Here is an 18,308-nt window from a genome sequence, read left to right on the forward strand (position 1 = left end):
TGCAGCCATCATGCATTCCCCAGTCGGAGGGAAAGCATGATGGCTGCTTTATGAAGAATCAGCATCAGAGTGCCTGCGGTGATTTGATCCCAGCGCGTATTGAATGGCGGGGGAAGCAGGCTCAAGGTACCAGCCTGTTCAGGAAGGCAAAGGGCTGCGGTCATTTGAGAAAGATAGGGATTCGATGTACCGTCGATGATCGCCAATAAGATGAACAGCAGGCATGCTGGCATGAGGACCGAAACGCTCATCCAGAGGTATCTTCTCAGCGGCTCCTTGCTTAGACGCTGTGATGGGTCGGGCGAGATGATCGGCCACCACATGCTGCATGCGAGCAATAATAGAAGCAAGGTATATCCATGCTGCAGAGCGGTGTGCTGGGTGATTGCCGATAGGACAGGGGGGAGGTGATATAAGAGGAAGAACAGGGCGAACAGCAGTAATGCCAGCTTGGACGGAAAGGTGAACTTTTTCAGCAACGGCATGGACTTGATTTTTTTGAAAAAGTGAACAGGAATTCCGGCCAACAACAGGGGCGGCACGATGAAAAAGAGCAGGCTCATCTGGATCATGTGCAAACTGAAAGAGAGGTGGCTGAGACTGGCTAATGGACTGCCTGTTAATAAAAACAACAAACAAAGGGATGCTAGGAAAAGGAGCGGTTTTTTGTCCGTACGCTTGGCAGCAGGGGTTTTCCTGTAGAAATAGCAATAAATGATGGCGATGACTGCAAGACAGAGGAACAGAGGGACATTCCATACCAGCAACTCTGGAAGAAAGAAAGCAAACGGCATGACATCCTCCTTTATTCATGATGAAAGTGCTCTCGCGAAACAGGTGGATTATATAGTGTATGAAATGGGAATAATATATAGAAGCAATAAATGAAGATAAGCACGACCCGCGGCGCCCGCTCAGGCCGTGGAGGTCGCCACTCGGTCCGCAGCATGCAGCACTCGGGCCACGGAGGTCGCCACTCGGTCGCCGGCATGCAGCACTCAGGCCGTGGAGGTCGCCACTCGGTCCGCAGCATGCAGCACCCAGGCCACAGCATCCGCCACTCGGTCGCCGGCATGCAGCACTCGGGCCACAGCACAGCACCCGGCCCGCGCGCCAACAACTACACCTCACCCAACCACACTCCCATCGACCACATTCGACAATAATCCACAAACTACCCACAGCTTGTCCATAACTTATCCACAGTTGTCCACAGACTTATGCACAAAAAACCGGGCGATCGCCCGGTTTTTCACAGTTGCTTATTAAGTTATAAACAGTCCTAAGATCAATGCGACTCCGAGACCGACGAGACCAATGAGTGTTTCCATGACGGTCCAGGTTTTCAAGGTGTCTTTTACGTCAATGCCGAAGAATCGGTTGACGAGCCAGAATCCGGAGTCGTTGACGTGTGACAGCACGGTTGCACCGGCCGCGATGGAGATAACGATCAGTCCAAGTACAGGGCCTTCCATTCCAGTGATTTCAATAACCGGGGAGATGAGCCCGGCTGCGGTTACCATGGATACAGTGGCAGAACCCTGTGCGACACGTACGACGGCTGCGATCAGGAATGCCAGCAAGATCGGGGGCAGTGGCGACCCGGCCATCATTTCACCGAGAACATCACCGACACCAGAGTCGATCAGAACTTGCTTGAACACACCACCTGCACCAGTTACCAGGATGATGATACCGGCTGGTTCGAGTGCTTTCGTAGCGATGTCTTGAACTTCCTGTCTGCTGTATCCTCGTTTCGTTCCGAGGAATGTGAATGTCAGCAGCGTAGCGATGGTGAGTGCGACAATCGGATTACCGATGAACGTGGTGATCTCACGCGCAATATGCCCTTCTGCGAAAATCACAGTGGATAACGTGTTGATAAGAATCAACACGAGTGGAACGAGAATGATACTGGCAATCAGACCGAAGCCTGGCAAATCTTTTTCATATTCCTTGTCCTCAAAATTCATGTAGTCCGGCACGGTCGCATGGATGCGGTTTGCAATATAGCGGCCGAACAATGGACCTGCGATGATCATGGATGGGATCCCGGCCATGATACCGAAGAGAATGACCCAGCCAAGCTCTGCGCCGATCAGGTCGGCAACAGCAATCGGCCCCGGGGTCGGTGGTATGTAGCTGTGTGTGACTGCAAGACCGGCGAGCAGCGGAATACCATAGTACAATAGCGATTTGCCGGTTTTCTTTGCAAGCCCATACACGATTGGCACAAGGATGATGAAACCGACATCAAAAAATACCGGAATAGCGACCAAGAACCCGGCGATTCCCAACGCCCACTGGGAGCGGTCTTCACCGAATTTTTTCAGCAAGGTCTGTGCGAGGCGTTCGACCCCTCCGGAGACCTCAAGCATCTTTCCGAACATGGAACCGAGACCGACGACAATGGCGACGAAGCCAAGTGTTCCTCCCATCCCGCTTTCCACGGTTTCTATTACTTCATTAAGCGGCATGCCAGCGGCGATACCAACTAGTAAACTGACAATCATCAAAGATACGAACGCATGCAGTTTGGTGCGAATCACTAGATATAATAGCCCAAAAATACCAGCTACAGCGATGAGTATTAACATAGTAGATGACATGTAACCCTTCCCCCTCTATTGTTGTCTGAATCTGTCGGATGTTGATAAAAATTCTGCAAAACTTATGATACATGAAAATTATTTCCGTAGCAATCGCTTTCAGGAAAATATTTTTTCTGGTGAAAACGATTTAAAAAATATTTTCCTTTTTGCTGGATTCATATTAAGATAGAAAAATAGGAAATTCGGAAGGGGGGAGCACATTGGACACCAAGGAAAACAAGCATTGCATGATCCGCATCCGCTCCAATTATGCATCTTTCACGCATACAGAGCGGAGGATTGCGGATTATATCATGGAGCATCCACAGCGCGTCATCAACGGCAGCATCAACGAAGTGGCCGATGAAATCGGCATCGCGGTGTCCACCGTGTTCCGCTTTTGCAAAACCATTGGATTCCAGGGCTTTCAGGCCATGAAGATTGTGCTGGCATCCGAACTAGCCGTACCGGAAAGCGGGCGGGAAGATACCATTTCAGACACCGATACGGAAGCAAGCATGACGGAAAAAATTTTTCATGAGAATATGAAAACATTGGAAGAAACATTGGATATTCTGGACATGGAAGCCGTCCGGCAAGCAGTGGAATGCTTATTGGGGGCAAGGAAGGTCGAGTTCTTCGGTTTCGGCGGCTCCAACCTCATCGCAATGGAAGCCTACCTCAAAATGATTCGGACCGGCATCCCCGTCTATGCCCAGTCCGACTCCCATATGCAGGTGGTGTCCGCCTCGCAGATGACCGGAGCCGATGTCGCGGTGCTGATCTCCCACTCCGGCGCGACCAGGGACATTCTTGATGTCCTGGACGTGTTGAAGGATCAGCGGGTGAAAACCATCGCCATCACCAATTTCTCCAAGTCGCCGCTGAGCGAGCGCGCGGATGTCGTACTCTCCACCGTCGCCCGGGAGTCCGACTACCGGCCGGAAGCTATGTCCTCGCGTCTCGCCCAGCTCAGCATCCTCGACGCCCTGTACGTCAATGTCCTCGTCGCCCAGAAGGAGAAGGGCAAGACCGCCCTTGGCAAGGTAAGGAAGGCAATTGCCGGAAAGCGAATATGAATGCATGCGGTTGGAGCTGGGAGTTGAGGCCCGAGTGGCTGGAGCTGCCGCCCGAGTGAGCATTCGCGCGGCCCAGGGGTATTCCAAACAGGAAAGTGTCCGAGGTGGATGTAGTGGTTCAAGAAGAAAAAGATGTGTTAGCTGGAGGCTGAAGTAGAATTGGGAGAATGGGGCGTTATCCATCCCCCTGCCTCTACTTCTGACAGAGAGTTAAAGAATAAGAGGAACGGGGATTTTGCTGCAGGCAGGGTCTCCGTAATTTTTCGTATAAAACCACAGAAGCCATGCTTCCATGAAGGGGGGATCATGAAAGCACGGCTTCTGTGGCTAATGTGGATGGTTTAGCTATCCTGCTTTATGGCGGGATGTGGTGACGACCCGGTACTTCCCATGGCCGACGACGGTGTTCGGATAGCTGCTGACTTTTTCCCAGTTATGCATGATAGAAGAAAAATCCACGATGATGCTGTTTTTGCATTTGGACGGAAGGACCTTTCCTTGAAAAAGCATTCCATCCCGCATAAATTCCACGATATCTCCTGGCTTTGCCTTCTTATTATCTGGGTGAAACATACGTCATCCTCCTTTAGGTGATTGGAAAAATATGAGCCTTCCTGCTGTTATGTTGAAACAGCTTGGCAAATGCCTCTTTTTTCAGGAAGTAATCCCTTCCGGCTGCTATATCCTCCTTCATCGTTTCCAACTCGTCTGTCAGACGGTCCATTTTTTCAGATTGCTCCTTCTGTTGCTGCTTCAATGTGTCGAGCATCTTTTCCTGGTTTGCTACATTCGATACAGTCATGCCAAGTGTCTGCATCACTGTCAGCATATTTCCTTTATAATTTCCCTGTTCCAACGTTTCCTTTACCATATCCATGGATGAGTTGGTGGTGATGGGAAAACATTTATTTTCCAGCATTTCTGTAATTTGGTCACTTGAATAGTGCTGTTCTTTGCATGCTTTGATAAAGCCGAGAATATCGATCGCCTCCAAGTGATAGTAGGTGGCATCGTTTTGTTTCGATGTTGGTATGTGCTCCTTGAATTCCATGATCCAGCGAGCCCCCGTATCCAAGGGAACGCCAACGACATGGCATAGACCATTGATGCTTAGCAATTCCAATGTGTTCACCGTCTTTCTATCTGGTATTTGCTTCATTGGATTTCCCTCAGTTTCTATCATATAAGGCGAGCATGGGATAAATTCGTTAAAAATGTGGAAAAAGTAAGGGATTGTTATGACGTTGGATTACATTTTTAGATTGGGATGAGGCCCGAGTGGATGGTGCTGGGGCCCGAGTGAGCATGAGCGTGGCCTGAGTGGTGTGAGCTGGGGCCTGAGTGAGCGTGTGCATGGCCTGAGTGGGTGATGCCGCGGCCCGGGTGGTGAGAGCTGAGGCCTGAGTGTCGGCCTCTGCCGCCCGAGCAGGGAGTCCTCCCGACCGAGGAATGTAGAATTTTATCAAATACTATCGAATGGATCCGTTCATATATGGTAAAATGATTTTTATCAGAAAAAAAGTAAGGGAATAAGAGGAGATTGGCATGAAACGAAGTGACAGAAAGAAAAAGTCTAGGAAACTGTGGCTGAAGATTCCTTTGGCTCTCCTGCTATTGGTCGGGCTAGGAATTAGCGGCTATGCTTACTCCATCTATAATAATGCGAAAAATACGGTGGATGTGGAGATGAATGCGCCAGTGGAATCGATCGACCGGGAAGTGGTCGAGAAGAAAATGGAGACGTCGGAACCGTTGAATATACTGCTGCTCGGTGTGGATGAGCGTGAGGGAGACAGCGGGAGATCGGATGCGGTGATGGTCCTTTCGCTTGATCCGAAAGAGGAGGCCATGCAGTTGGTCAGCATTCCGCGTGATACACTCACGACGATGGCTGGCAGAGGTTTTGAAGATAAAATCAATCATGCCTATGCTTATGGCGGAGCGGATATGTCTGTGGCGACAGTGGAAGATTTTCTGGATATCGAGTTGGATTATTATGTGCAGATGAACATGGAAGGCTTGACCGAGATGGTGGACGAGCTGGGCACGATCACAGTCGATAATGAAGTTGCTTGGAATGACGGCCAGTACCAATTTGAAAAGGGACCGACGGAAATGGATGGCGACAAAACCATGGCCTATGTGCAAATGAGGAAGCAGGACCCGAACGGAGACTTCGGCCGGCAGGAGCGCCAGCGCAAAGTGATCGAGGGTATCATTGATGAAGGGGTGAGCGTCGCTTCCGTCACGAAAATCAACCGGACGATTGATATTCTTGGAGATAATATGACGACCAACCTGGAATTTGATGATATGAAGAAACTGATGAACGACTATATGGGGACAAGGAAGAATATTACCAGCTACCAGATGGCTGGAGATGGGACAAGAATTGATGGGATCTACTACCTGATTGTACCGGATGAAGAAATTGAAAAGGTCCATGATATGGTGGATAAAAGGGAAATATAACAAGAAAAAGCTGCCGGGCCGGCAGCTTTTTTGTGTGGGTTAATAATAGTAGGATCCGCCGACCGCTGCTCCGAGCAGCATGCCGAAAATAGCTCCAGCAACACCTGCAATCATCAGAATCGTGCCATGCTGTTCATCCACCTTTCGCGTCAGGTAACCCATGATGACGGTAATAGCACCGAAAATGACAGGAATGAAGACGAGTGAAATGACACAGCAGATCCAGCCAATGGTCACATACGTAGGTGCGCTGCCCTGTTGCCGCCTGGCACCCGTTTGGACGGCAGCAGCTGATTGGTCAGTATCGGTTTCTGACAGCTCCAACCCACATTTCGAACAGAACCTGCTAGCTTCATGCACATCCGCGCCACACTGCGGACAAAATTTCATACCTATGCCCCCCATGATGGTAATGAACTCCACTATCACTATATGCGCGTCCCTGCCGAAAAATGGTTTTAATTAATGGTAGAGGAGGTGTTGTCGCCTGAGTGGGCAGATGTGCGGCCTGAGCTGGAGGTGCGGTCGCCCGAGCGAGCAGTCGCGAGGCCCGAGTGGCAGGTGTTGTCGCCTGAGTGGGCAGATGTGCGGCCCGAGCTGGGAGGACGGCTGCCCGAGTGAGCAGTCGCGAGGCCTGAGCGGCAGGTGTTGTCGCCTGAGTGAGCGGATCTAACGGCAATTAGAGCATTCACTGTAGGCCAAAAAATAACAATTCTACAAATAGTGGAAAAATGGTAGAATAAGTACAGCCTCTTGTCGTTGGAAGGGGAGGTATACATAACAACAGAGATAGAGAAATGGGGGATTATTATGAGCGATGCGTTACAGGGGCTGTGGAAGGATTGGCGGCTCCATTTGCTCGTGCTCGTTACGGTTATCGTGACGGAATTGGTGGGCACGTTCAGTTTTTCGGTCGGCCCAGGTGTCGTGATGCTGCTGCCGATGCTGTATGCCTTGATCATCGGGCTGCTTTTATATTTCACACCACTCGTGAAGGAGCGGCAGTCGAGGAACGCTGAACCAATTATCGTGCTGGGGGTGTCCTTGCTGCTTGCTAAAATCGGTGTCACGATCGGTCCGTCTCTTCCGGAAATCATTGCGGCTGGACCGGCACTCTTGCTGCAGGAGCTGGGAAACCTGGGAACGATCCTGCTTGCATTGCCGCTCGCAGTCTGGCTTGGACTGAAGAGGGGATCCATCGGGATGACACACTCGGTGGCCAGGGAACCGAATGTCGGCCTGATCATGGACAAATTCGGCATCAACTCGCCGGAGGGGCGTGGTGTCATGGCCGTTTATATTTTCGGGACCGTGTTCGGTGCCGTATTCATGGGCATCCTTGCAGGTCTGTTGGTTACAGTGACACCGCTCCATCCGTATTCATTTGCCATGGCTTCTGGAATCGGGAGCGGAAGCATGATGGCTGCGGCAAGTGGCTCACTCATTGCTGCATTTCCTGAGATGGAAACACAGATTGTCGCATTTGCTGGTGCCAGCAACCTGCTGTCCTTATCGACTGGGTTGTATATCAGCATCTTCATCGCGCTGCCGTTGACGGAAAAGCTGTACCGGATGCTGACAAAGAAAGATAACAACAACAAGGAAGCGGCTTAGGGGGGAAGACAATGCTATTGAAAAATACACAAGAATGGACACTGCTGTTGGTTATCTTCGGGTTCACTTCCCTTTTTGCCAATTGGGCGGGGTATGACATCATGCCATGGACGGCGCTGCCTGGCATGGCTGTGTTGGTCTTGATCTGCTTGGCAGGGTTCATCCTGCATGCGGTCATTCCGATCAATTTTCCGAGTGTTGCTTATATCGCGATCATCGGAGTAATCGTATCCATGCCGTGGATGCCTGGGGCCGACTATGTCGTGCAGTGGACCAACCAAGTGGAACTGCTGGCACTTACCACTCCAATCCTTGCCTATGCAGGAATTGCCATCGGCCGTTCGTGGGCGGATTTCCGCAGGCTGGGATGGAGGACCTTGATAGTCGCGAGCCTGGTACTAGTGGGCTCTTTCCTCGGTTCCGCGCTGATCGCCGAACTGGTGCTGCGCTGGCAGGGGATCATTTAATAGAAGAAAGGGAAGCCATTATCTACTGCTCTCGTATAGAATAGCATGCTGAAGAGCAACGTATTGCTAAAGGTCTTTTCGACTCAAAGGCACTGATGCCTCCGTTCATTAGGACGGGGGTGTTCTATTCTCAAACCTCAAAAACTGTGAGCGGGTCTGCCCTGCGGATCTTCCGTTGGATCAGTCGCTCATTTGTACCATGCTTCAGGGAGAACTGGTAAAGTTTCAAGTTTAAGGACGAAGGAAATACTATTAGAGAGACTCTCATGGAAGGAGTGTTCAGATAGTATGAAAGTGCTAGTAGCAGGTGCACATGGACATACAGGTAAATTGTTAGTGAAGAACCTTCGCGCAGAAGGGCATGAGCCATATGCCATGGTCCGCAAAGAGGAACAAAAAGCGGAGATGGAAGAGCTTGGAGGCATCCCGGTCCTGGGCGATCTGGAGTCGGAAAGTGATGTCGGAAGAGCGGTAAAAGGCATGGAAGTGGTCATGTTCGCTGCTGGTTCCGGTTCGGGAACTGGACCGAATAAGACGACAGATGTCGACCGGGATGGAGCGATCCGCCTGATTGATGCAACTGAAAAAGACGGCATCAAAAAATTCGTGATGCTGAGCAGTATGGGGGCAGGAGATCCTACACAGGTCGAAGGGACCTTCCGCCATTACCTGCAAATGAAGCATGAGGCAGACGAGCACTTGAAGAAGTCGGAACTCGATTATACCATCGTCCGTCCAGGTGCCCTGACGAAAGAACCGGGCACAAGCAAAATCAAAGTAGGTGACACCGTGGGTCGAGGAGAAATACCACGGGAAGATGTGGCGAAAACGATGATCTCTGCTTTACAAGAACCGAATGCCTATCATAAAACATTCGAGATGATATCTGGTGACACACAAATAGAAGATGCGCTGAGAAGCTTGTCCTAAAGCCTATGGATACTTCCCAGCATGAACCCCGGTACTGTCTTGAGACAATGCCGGGGTTTTATATAAGGCTTCGCATGTTGGTCACGGAAATTTCTCCGCGTTATGGAGAGCAGATGGTCAGCAACATCTGCATACTCTCAGCGACCGGTAAGTGCCTCAATGAATGCGATGGTGTTCCATCGTTCTTGAAATAAATTGGAAAAATCTGATTTGGAAGGTTTTACCTTTCAAGAAAACGGGTATATCTCTTACGGAAGTGTCTCCTTCAGGAAAATGCAAAGGCATGTTCCTGCTTTTGCTGCATACAATCCCTGATAGGTGAATGAAAAAGGAGGTATTTTTACCATGGCGGATGAACAAAAAGGAAAAAACGCTTCAAACCGGCAGGATGATGTGAACCGTGAAACATTGACTACACGTCAGGGACGTCCTGTAATGGACAACCAAAACATGCGGACCATTGGCAATCGTGGCCCGGCGACATTGGAAAACTATCATTTCTTGGAGAAAATCTCCCATTTTGACAGGGAAGAAGTGCCAGAACGAATTGTACATGCGCGTGGAAGTGGTGCCTTCGGGTATTTTGAAACGTATGGAAAAGTTGGGGACGAGCCGGTGGAGAAATATACACGGGCGAAAGTATTTTCCGGTGCAGGGAAAAAAACCCCATTGATGGTTCGTTTCTCTACGGTAGCAGGTGGCAAGGATTCTCCGGAAACAGACCGTGACCCGCGAGGATTTGCCGTGAAAATGTACACAGAAGACGGAAACTGGGATCTAGTGGGGAACAACTTGAAAATTTTCTTCATCCGTGACGCGATGAAGTTTCCTGATATGATCCATGCCTTCAAACCGGATCCAGCTTCAAACGTGCCGAACCCTGAGCGGATGTTCGATTTCGTTTCCCGTTCGCCAGAAGCTACACATATGATCACCTTCCTGTTCTCTCCGTGGGGTATTCCAGCTACATACCGCCACATGCAGGGTTCAGGGGTGAACACCTATAAATGGGTGAACGATAAAGGGGAAGCAGTATTGGTCAAATACCACTGGGAACCGAAGCAGGGAATCCGCAATCTGACCCAGGATGAAGCCAATGAAATCCAAGCGAAGAACGTAGCCCATGCGACACAGGATTTATATGAATCGATTGAGCGCGGAGAATACCCAGAGTGGGAACTGTTCGTCCAAATCATGGAGGATGGCTACCATCCAGAGCTTGATTTCGACCCGCTCGATGACACGAAACTGTGGCCGGAAGACAAGTTCCCTTGGCTGCCGGTAGGGCGCATGGTATTGGACCAGAATCCAAAAGACTATCATGCGGAAATTGAGCAGGCTGCTTTCGGGACAGGTGTCCTTGTGGATGGTATGGATTTCTCCGACGACAAGATGCTGATCGGCCGTACCTTCTCTTATTCGGATACCCAGCGCTACCGGGTAGGTTCGAACTATCTGCAAGTGCCTGTCAATGCGCCAAAAACAACTGTCCGCACCAATCAGCATCGCGGCCAACTGGATCATCGCAACCCGCAAGAGGCTGGAGACAATGAACACATCAATTACGAACCATCCATGATCGGTGGCCATAAGGAAGCGGAGGAACCCCATCCACAACATGAGCCGACCTATCATGCTGCCGCCATGAGTGCGCCAATCGACCGTCCGAACAACTATGGACAAGCCGGTGAAACGTACCGCAGCTTTGAAGATTGGGAGCGCGATGAGTTGATCGATAACTTGTCAGATGCCCTGGCAATTTGTGATGAACGAATCCAGACGGCCATGATCAAACACTTCACACAAGCGGATGAGGACTACGGCCGCCGTGTGAAGGAAGGGATCGAGAAGAAGAGGAAAGAACTCCAAGAAATGAGCAAGGAAGATCGTGTACCAGGACGTGAAGCGGGACAATCAAAGTTCGGCCAAGGCTCCATCTCGGCGAATGAAGCTGCTGACGACGCCGTGAAGAAAGGTCATGACGCCGACCCTTATTGATTGGGGCTAAGCAGTTCTGTTAACGCAGGGAAATGAGGAAAAAAGCATTTAGCAACTATTCTAGCAGACGTGTGATGCGTCTGCTTTTTATTGGTATAAAGATGTTGGGCAACAATGTTACGACTGGCAGGTGCTCATGCAGAAACGGTTGGTATTCCTTGTGTCCCAAACATGTTGATGTAAAGGACAGTAAAAAACATTGCTGCACACAGCAATGTTGATCAGATCAAATGACTAGAAAATAGAACTGAATACAGGCCACCCATTTTTCCAGTCCACTCATAACATAATGAACACAGATGTGAAAAAGGCATTCCGAACATGGACAAGTTTTGCTTGTTTGTCTTTCGCCTGCATGCGGAAGAAGTTAGTCATTGTAGCAATTAATAAAACAAACATCCATATCTTTAACGAGACATTTATCCATGGAACGGTAAAGAATCGATCAGCTGCTGACGGATTAACTCCGGCAAATAAAAGAGGCAATCCCTATGCCAAAGAGTAATACGACACTTATATTCAATAACTACACGACCATCTCATCCATCCTCCCTCTCACAATAAATCGCCATTTACGTTTATCCGACAATACCATCCTTGTTTCAGATAAGAGACCATTTTAGTGAACAAATTAATTCTTTTCATCTTCTATTTCTTTTGTTCCATCATGAACCAATTCTCCATCGCACCAATAATACCTTTCCAAATACTTCGTGTCATCATCTTCCATGGTATAGCCAACAACAATATAGCTTTCTTTTTTCTTCATCTCGTCAATAAACTCTATCGTAAACGTTTCATTCCCTACTTTTTCTTCAATCGCATCATACACAGCATTTTCTAATTTATTTTCATTATAGTTTATAAACAACATCGCTATTAAAACAATAAGACAGAATATCATTCCGATCCAATCGCTCACCCCTGTTTTGATCTCCTTTTTCTTGTTATACCATGCTATTTGTATGATCGAGAGTAGCACTATAAGTGTTAATACAGGTAGAAATAAGTCGGTTAGGGAAATCCGAAAGGCGGTAGATAGATATAGAACCACGGGCCAGAATAAAATCAAAAGAACAAACTTCTCGACCCTATACTTTTTATTGTTGAATAGGAATTCAATTACTTTTTCTTTTATCAAAAACCCACTCCTTCATAATTACTGCTGCACAAAAGCGCTGGACTGATCGCCACCGATTGTTAACTCTGATCTTCGTAAACTGGCATATATTTGGTGAAATAAGCACCTAACATCAGCAAAGCAACAGATATGAACCAATTCAGTAAGCCCGTAAACTTAAACCAATAAGCAAAAAGGTTCGTTATACTGATAAGATAAAAACAAATTGGGGTTAAAGCACTTTTCACCCCCGTTACACCAGCTTTTTTTCTTTTTGTAATGACAAAGGATATAGAGAATATAAGGGTGATCAGTAATATTACTGATAAAATTACAGGGATGCCCATTCTTTGTTCCCCTTTCTAATGAAGCTTGTAAAACTTACTAAAACAGTGCAATTCCAGCGAAGATAAATAGGACAATTAATATAAGTTTTATATAACCACTATACTTGGGCGTTCCGTGGCTTTTTTCTAAAAAACTTATATAGTTTACAAGTAAAAGTAATCCAACCATCAACAAAATAAACTCTACCTTATCACCCTGGAAAATTATAGACCTTAAAGCAATAAACCCTATTAGAAAGTATCCTAAATATCCCAAAGTAAATTGGATCCTATGTTTCATCTCTTTTCTCCTCCTAATTATATTGCTGCGCTTGCTAAAATGAAGAGGGAGCTCGCTTGATCAGGCAGGCTGATAAAAGAATTGCCCTCGTTTAGTTGAGGAAGCAAGAATTCACATTCCTGGTCCAATAATTTATTTACTTATATCATTAATACAATCTATGTCCTACAGTTCTCTCATCTCTTTTCAACAAATAACAAAATTAGTGTTGCCAACGGACCTAATATAAGGGAAAGCAAAAACCAGTTTAGCCCCGTTCTATTTTTCCCTTGTGCAAGTGCTGCATTGATCAATGCCAGTGTCCCCCAACCAACAACATATTGGTCATCCATCATCTGTCCCCCCATTTTATTTAACAATAGCCCCCATCAGCGAACATGCTTACCAATTAAAAACGAACATTAACATGATGGAAACAAGAAAAACAACAAAGAAGAATGGAAGATAATATGATTTTTCTTGTTGAGTTTTATGTTTCCTTTCATAATCCTTCCAACCAATAAATAGACCTAAAAACATTCCTATAATACCGAAGCGCAAGATTGACACGATGTATTCCATTACAGGTTTATATGTCGTTTGATAAAATCCATTTCCTACCTGTGTAACATTTTTATAATCCACGAACAAAATAGATATAGCCAACCCGAACAATAATCCATATATACTTGATTTTCTTAATCTACTTTCCATTAAAAACTATTCACCTTTCATCCGAAGATTTATTGTATAATTCTGTCCCTATAACACAAGAAGCGACTGCCTTGTTCCACAATCGCCCCCATTAAAGCAATATAATAGTTATCTCTTTTTCCTTTTATCAAGCTTCACCCAACCATAAAAGGTAAGTGGAATGATGGTTAAAAGAAGAGAAGGTATCCCATGGTATCCTATTGGTAAAAGGAGAAATAATAACACCGATAGTAGGATGAGAGGAACCATCCAAATAAACCATAATCTTACATATTTATTTTTAAAGCTGAACTCAAATTCTTCCATTTTTCATCCCCCACCTTACATACGAACGCAACCAGGAAAACGTTTCATACAATTAAAAAGTACATGTCCTCTTTGACCAACGCATCTGTTAGTTATTCATAAAGACCTACACAATAATTGCAAAGAGCCACAAAGTAATTATTTCTTATTTTTAAGTTCTAGTAGTATAGGTGCTATATTTAGCAAGATAGATATAATTGTCAACAACCATAATGCCCTTTGCATACCGGGTACTACATCCGATAAAGCCGCCCAATCTTCCACGTTTACCCATCGGGATACAAGGCTGTATTCCGCACAAAGTGTTAATGCTGTAAATGATAATCCCATCGCCATGGCAAGCTTATAATCCTTTCCTGCTGTAAACATATAAAGATTTATAAAAGTTGCTACTATAGCAATCAGGCCTAATATTACCCACATAACTATACCTCCAATATTTTATTTATGTAGTGATCCTAATGTGTCTCGGCTCCGTTATTAGCATTATTTTTAGCAGTGGTGAATACGTCTCATCTTATTTAACAATAAGCGCTCATTATTTGTGATGATTTTTAAGGAACAAGAACCTTGAGTATGAATTTTAACATAAAATTCAAACATGCAGTGGGCTACTTTTTTGAGGGGTGGTGAGAAGGAAACCCATCATGCTCCGGGACCAGGCTGCTTTTTTTACGACACAATAGGTACAAAAAAACAGACAGAGGGAGCTCCTGCTGTCTGTTTTTCAAATTTAGAAAGTATATGAAGCTCCATCTTCCGGTATGAATACCTGGGAAGAAATCTCTTTCTCCTGGAGATAGCTGCTTAATTCCTGTCTGGATAAGATCCAATGATTGACAGCTTCCATATGGCTGGCAATGATGGTTGCTTCAGGTGCTGCCTTAGCCACTTGATGAACATCTTCTTTGCCCATGACGAGGGAACCGCCCTCCAAGAACTGGTTGTCCCCGGCATTCACGACAATGATCTCTGGCTGGTGTTCCTCGATCATTTCCTGAACACCTTCATACCAGACGGTGTCTCCTGCTACATATAATGTTTTCTCTGATGGATGGCTGAATACGACGCCACACACCAGACCGGCCAGTTTCAAGATTTCGCCTCTTCCATGCTCACCTTTTGTCTTGCTTAACGTAATACCTCCAAATTCGGTGTTCTCTTCTAGAACCATTACCTGTTGAAAACCGGCCTTTCTCACTTCTTCCGCATCTTCCTCGTTCTGTACAAACAATGGGATCTCTTTCGGCAGTACTTCTTTGGCCGTGTCGTCAAAGTGATCCAGATGCAGATGGGTTACAATGACAGCATCTATCCCCGACAGGATATCGTCCAATGATGCCGGCAGGCTTACTAGAGGATTATATTGGTCCTGGCGTACGGAATTCGGGAAGGGCGGGTAAGTGCCCTTGTCCGCTAAAAATGGGTCGATCAAGAACTTCTTTCCTGGATATTCCACGACCAGGGTGGCATTTCGGATTTGTTGTATCTTCATGCATATTGACTCCTTTTCTTTCGTTTGCATTTATTCTATATTATGATAAGTTGAGAATACATGGATGAAATCAAGTCTTTTCGCCGTTACACTTGAATAATGAAAGGATGGGGCTGCATGCTGGATCATACGGATATACGAATCTTGGAGGAGCTTTCCAAGAACAGTCGCATAAAGATGAAAGAACTGGGGAGAAAAGTCCATTTGACGGGTCAGGCCGCCTCTGACAGAGTGGCCAAATTAGAGGAAAGTGGTGTCATCGAAGGGTACACCATCAATGTCAATAAGGACAAGCTCGGCTATATGGTCCATGCGTTCATCACGATCATCACCCAGACCCTGAATCATCAGCCATACCTATCCTTTATAAAAACAAGGCAAACCTACGTCCTCAACCACTATAAAATAAGTGGAGACGGATGCTATATGCTTGAATGCAAATTTCCGGATAATGCATCACTCAACAGCTTTCTAGAGGAATTGAATGGGTATGCAAACTATAAACTTTCCATGGTGGTCAACAAACAGTAGAGCAGCAGAGGACACGATGCAGAAATCTGACGGGTCGATCACAGGAATTCCTCTAAGAAGGAGCTTTCTATGATGATTTATGTTAGAGTTAGGAAGATTATTTTAAAGTGAGCAGGTGAACAATATGATCGAAATAAAAACATCGGCCGTCAGTGACGGGGAATTCAATAGAGGGGTATTCGCAGTGGATGATATCCCTAAAGGAACACTTTTCCATGAAGCACCTGTCATTGCATATCCGAATGACCAGCATCCACACATCGAGAAGACTTTGCTAGGTGACTATGCTTTTGAATATGGAATCAATCACTCTGCCATCCTCCTTGGCTATGGCATGCTGTTCAACCATTCGTATGAACCGAACGCCAGATATGAAATCAATTTTGATAACCACACATTCGAATTCTATGCTTATACAGATATAAAAGCAGGGGATGAAATCTTGATCAACTATAATGGCGAGGTGGACGACAACGATCCATTGTGGTTCAACGAAGAAGATTAAGGATGGAGCGGGTAGTTATCAGCGAGTGCGCGAGGATATCGGCAGGACATGCGTGAAATCCGCCGAAGCGTCGCGATATCGGCAGCACACGCGTGAAATCGGCCGAAGCGGCGGGATATCGGCAGGACATGTGGGGAATCGGCCGAAGCGCGAGGATATCGGCAGCACACGCAGGAAATCGGCCGGAGCGCGAGGATATCAGCAGCACACGCAGGAAATCGGCTGGAGCGCGAGGATATCAGCAGCACACGCTTGAAATCGGCCGGAGCGGCGGGATATCGGCAGCACGTGCTGGAAATCGGCGGGAGCGCGAGGATATCGGCAGCACATGCTGGAAATCGACCGGAGCGCGTGGATATCCGCAGGACATGCGTGAAATCGGCCGTAGCGGCGAGAAATCGGCAGCACACGCGTGAAATCCGCCGAAGCGCGAGTAAATCGGCAGCACGTGCTGGAAATCGGCGGGAGCGCGAGGATATCGGCAGCACATGCAGGAAATCCGCCGGAGTGCGAGTAAATCGGCAGCACGCGCAGGAAATCCGCCGGAGCGTCGCGATATCCGCAGGACACGCAGGAAATCGGCCGTAGCGGCGAGAAATCGGCAGCACACGCGTGAAATCCGCCGGAGCGTCGCGATATCGGCAGCACACGCAGGAGATCCGCCGAAGCGGCGGGATATCGGCAGCACGCGCGGGAAATCGGCCGGAGCGCGTAGATATCAGCAGCACACGCAGGAAATCGGCCGAAGCGCACAGATATCGTCCAAAATAAAAAAAGGCAAGGAGTGATAGGGGGTTACCCTGTCACTTCTTGCCTTTTTTTGTCCATCTTTTTCATGCGGATCGGTGTTATGGCTAAGACGGCGATGAGCGTCAGGCCAAGGTAGCCGATGAGCGGATAGAAATATGCGACGAGTTCCGTGAAACCAAGGAAACTTACGATGAAACCGGCGATCATGGTACCGGTATAAAAGTATTTGAAGTTCTTGGTCTCCACTTCAGAAAATCGAGCAGCAAAGGAGTAGAACATACTTAGTGCTGTGTTGAATATCATTGCAAATATGACGAGAGACATGATGGTTCCTAGTACTGGCGAGATGCTGTCGACAATTGCTAGCATCGGCATGTCCGTGCCGCTGATTTGCCCTACTTTGGAGAAGATGGCCAGATTGCTCAAGATAATGAGGATTCCGATGCCGAGTCCTCCGGCCAGGCCGCCCATTGCCGCTGTTTTCCGGTTCGGTTCGGCGCCTCCCATTACCAGTGCCATGGATGCACCTACTGCAATATTGAAGGAGACATAATTGATCGCTGAGATGAACCAGTTCGGCAATGTGGTCGGCTGTGCTTTTGCAATGCTGTCCAATTCAGCCAAGGATCCCTCGGCTGTAAGGAAACTGTAGATGGAAATGATCAATACGAAAATGATGAGAAACGGCGTGATCCCGCCGATGATATTCACTACTCGTTCCACATTCAGCATTCCTGCCAAAAGGACAAGCACAGTGATCAACAGAGTACCTGCCACTACAGGCAAGTCGAATTGCTGGTTAAGGTTCGAACCAGCGCCTGCAATCATGACCACTCCTACCCCGAACAATGTGAATATAAGAATATAGTCAATAACCATACCTAATGGTTTCCCGCTGATTTTGTAAATGACTTCCTTATGGGAATTGGTCTGCGATCTGCTTCCAATCCATACGAGCGCCATTCCCGCATAGGCGAATAAAGCGGTTGCAAGAATCGCTCCTGCAATGCCCATGATCCCGAAGCTGGTGAAATATTGTAGCACTTCCTGTCCGGAAGCGAAGCCAGCTCCAACGATGACTCCAACGAATGCGCTGCCCATAATTAATGCGTTCTTCATCTATGAGTACC

At 47.3% G+C, this 18,308-nt stretch carries 20 protein-coding genes; 10 read left to right on the forward strand and 10 right to left on the reverse strand.

The genetic code is table 11. The features are described 5' to 3' along the window. Positions 1 to 8 precede the first annotated feature (8 nt). A complete protein-coding gene (locus ACFOGI_RS11100) occupies positions 9 to 794 on the reverse strand; it encodes a cytochrome c oxidase assembly protein (protein ID WP_390272394.1) in 786 nt (261 codons plus the stop codon). A 471-nt stretch (positions 795 to 1,265) separates the two neighbouring features. Next, complete coding sequence (locus ACFOGI_RS11105) at positions 1,266 to 2,609, reverse strand: GntP family permease (protein ID WP_390272396.1); 1,344 nt, start codon at positions 2,607 to 2,609, stop codon at positions 1,266 to 1,268. Positions 2,610 to 2,812: 203 nt separating this feature from the next. Between ACFOGI_RS11105 and ACFOGI_RS11110 the strand changes: the two genes are divergently transcribed. Continuing rightward, positions 2,813 to 3,670, forward strand: a complete 858-nt coding sequence (locus tag ACFOGI_RS11110) for a MurR/RpiR family transcriptional regulator (protein ID WP_390272399.1) — start codon at positions 2,813 to 2,815, stop codon at positions 3,668 to 3,670. Between the two features lie 345 nt (positions 3,671 to 4,015). On the opposite strand, the gene ACFOGI_RS11115 is transcribed toward ACFOGI_RS11110, so the two are convergent. Both ACFOGI_RS11115 and ACFOGI_RS11120 read right to left on the reverse strand, forming a co-directional pair. Further along, positions 4,016 to 4,243, reverse strand: coding sequence for a DUF2187 family protein (locus ACFOGI_RS11115; RefSeq protein ID WP_390272402.1), 228 nt, complete (start codon positions 4,241 to 4,243; stop codon positions 4,016 to 4,018). A gap of 13 nt (positions 4,244 to 4,256) precedes the next feature. Continuing rightward, positions 4,257 to 4,829 (reverse strand): hypothetical protein, encoded by a 573-nt coding sequence (locus ACFOGI_RS11120; RefSeq protein ID WP_390272404.1) that lies wholly within the window; start codon positions 4,827 to 4,829, stop codon positions 4,257 to 4,259. Between the two features lie 386 nt (positions 4,830 to 5,215). Here ACFOGI_RS11120 and ACFOGI_RS11125 point away from each other — a divergent pair, with 386 nt between their 5' ends. Further along, positions 5,216 to 6,142, forward strand: a complete 927-nt coding sequence (locus tag ACFOGI_RS11125) for an LCP family glycopolymer transferase (protein ID WP_390272406.1) — start codon at positions 5,216 to 5,218, stop codon at positions 6,140 to 6,142. Positions 6,143 to 6,181: 39 nt separating this feature from the next. On the opposite strand, the gene ACFOGI_RS11130 is transcribed toward ACFOGI_RS11125, so the two are convergent. Beyond that, the gene (locus ACFOGI_RS11130; RefSeq protein WP_390272408.1) at positions 6,182 to 6,532 is read right to left on the reverse strand and encodes a zinc-ribbon domain-containing protein; all 351 of its coding nucleotides are present in this window, start codon (positions 6,530 to 6,532) and stop codon (positions 6,182 to 6,184) included. Between the two features lie 420 nt (positions 6,533 to 6,952). Here ACFOGI_RS11130 and ACFOGI_RS11135 point away from each other — a divergent pair, with 420 nt between their 5' ends. The 4 genes from ACFOGI_RS11135 (at position 6,953) to ACFOGI_RS11150 (ending at position 11,151) form a co-directional block, all read left to right on the forward strand. After that, on the forward strand, positions 6,953 to 7,756 hold the full coding sequence (locus ACFOGI_RS11135) for a DUF3100 domain-containing protein (protein WP_390272410.1): 804 nt from the start codon (positions 6,953 to 6,955) through the stop codon (positions 7,754 to 7,756). A gap of 11 nt (positions 7,757 to 7,767) precedes the next feature. Beyond that, on the forward strand, positions 7,768 to 8,223 hold the full coding sequence (locus ACFOGI_RS11140) for a hypothetical protein (protein WP_390272412.1): 456 nt from the start codon (positions 7,768 to 7,770) through the stop codon (positions 8,221 to 8,223). Positions 8,224 to 8,511: 288 nt separating this feature from the next. Beyond that, positions 8,512 to 9,153: an SDR family oxidoreductase gene (locus ACFOGI_RS11145; RefSeq protein ID WP_390272414.1), complete on the forward strand. Its 642-nt coding sequence runs from the start codon at positions 8,512 to 8,514 to the stop codon at positions 9,151 to 9,153. Between the two features lie 345 nt (positions 9,154 to 9,498). Further along, positions 9,499 to 11,151 carry a catalase gene (locus ACFOGI_RS11150; protein WP_390272417.1) on the forward strand — a complete coding sequence of 551 codons (1,653 nt, stop codon included), beginning with the start codon at positions 9,499 to 9,501 and terminating at the stop codon, positions 11,149 to 11,151. Between the two features lie 631 nt (positions 11,152 to 11,782). On the opposite strand, the gene ACFOGI_RS11155 is transcribed toward ACFOGI_RS11150, so the two are convergent. From ACFOGI_RS11155 to ACFOGI_RS11170, 4 genes are all read right to left on the reverse strand, one after another. Further along, positions 11,783 to 12,292 carry a hypothetical protein gene (locus ACFOGI_RS11155; protein WP_390272419.1) on the reverse strand — a complete coding sequence of 170 codons (510 nt, stop codon included), beginning with the start codon at positions 12,290 to 12,292 and terminating at the stop codon, positions 11,783 to 11,785. A 782-nt stretch (positions 12,293 to 13,074) separates the two neighbouring features. After that, positions 13,075 to 13,230 carry a hypothetical protein gene (locus ACFOGI_RS11160; protein ID WP_390272422.1) on the reverse strand — a complete coding sequence of 52 codons (156 nt, stop codon included), beginning with the start codon at positions 13,228 to 13,230 and terminating at the stop codon, positions 13,075 to 13,077. 805 nt (positions 13,231 to 14,035) lie between these two features. Then, positions 14,036 to 14,320, reverse strand: a complete 285-nt coding sequence (locus ACFOGI_RS11165; RefSeq protein WP_390272424.1) for a hypothetical protein — start codon at positions 14,318 to 14,320, stop codon at positions 14,036 to 14,038. A 310-nt stretch (positions 14,321 to 14,630) separates the two neighbouring features. Continuing rightward, positions 14,631 to 15,392: an MBL fold metallo-hydrolase gene (locus ACFOGI_RS11170; RefSeq protein ID WP_390272427.1), complete on the reverse strand. Its 762-nt coding sequence runs from the start codon at positions 15,390 to 15,392 to the stop codon at positions 14,631 to 14,633. Between the two features lie 117 nt (positions 15,393 to 15,509). Between ACFOGI_RS11170 and ACFOGI_RS11175 the strand changes: the two genes are divergently transcribed. The 4 genes from ACFOGI_RS11175 (at position 15,510) to ACFOGI_RS11190 (ending at position 17,016) form a co-directional block, all read left to right on the forward strand. Continuing rightward, positions 15,510 to 15,923, forward strand: coding sequence for an Lrp/AsnC family transcriptional regulator (locus ACFOGI_RS11175; RefSeq protein WP_390272429.1), 414 nt, complete (start codon positions 15,510 to 15,512; stop codon positions 15,921 to 15,923). Between the two features lie 124 nt (positions 15,924 to 16,047). Next, positions 16,048 to 16,428, forward strand: a complete 381-nt coding sequence (locus ACFOGI_RS11180; RefSeq protein ID WP_390272432.1) for an SET domain-containing protein — start codon at positions 16,048 to 16,050, stop codon at positions 16,426 to 16,428. Positions 16,429 to 16,480: 52 nt separating this feature from the next. Further along, entirely contained in the window at positions 16,481 to 16,684 is a 204-nt protein-coding gene (locus ACFOGI_RS11185; protein WP_390272434.1) for a hypothetical protein, read from the forward strand. Then, positions 16,681 to 17,016 (forward strand): hypothetical protein, encoded by a 336-nt coding sequence (locus ACFOGI_RS11190; RefSeq protein ID WP_390272436.1) that lies wholly within the window; start codon positions 16,681 to 16,683, stop codon positions 17,014 to 17,016. The genes ACFOGI_RS11185 and ACFOGI_RS11190 overlap by 4 nt, the downstream gene beginning before the upstream one ends. A gap of 207 nt (positions 17,017 to 17,223) precedes the next feature. Here ACFOGI_RS11190 and ACFOGI_RS11195 read toward each other — a convergent pair whose 3' ends face one another. Continuing rightward, on the reverse strand, positions 17,224 to 18,297 hold the full coding sequence (locus ACFOGI_RS11195; RefSeq protein WP_390272439.1) for a YkvI family membrane protein: 1,074 nt from the start codon (positions 18,295 to 18,297) through the stop codon (positions 17,224 to 17,226). Positions 18,298 to 18,308: the final 11 nt, after the last annotated feature.

This window comes from Virgibacillus xinjiangensis (genome assembly GCF_042643145.1).
In the GTDB taxonomy this organism is placed as follows: Bacteria; Bacillota; Bacilli; order Bacillales; family Amphibacillaceae; genus Virgibacillus_O; species Virgibacillus_O xinjiangensis.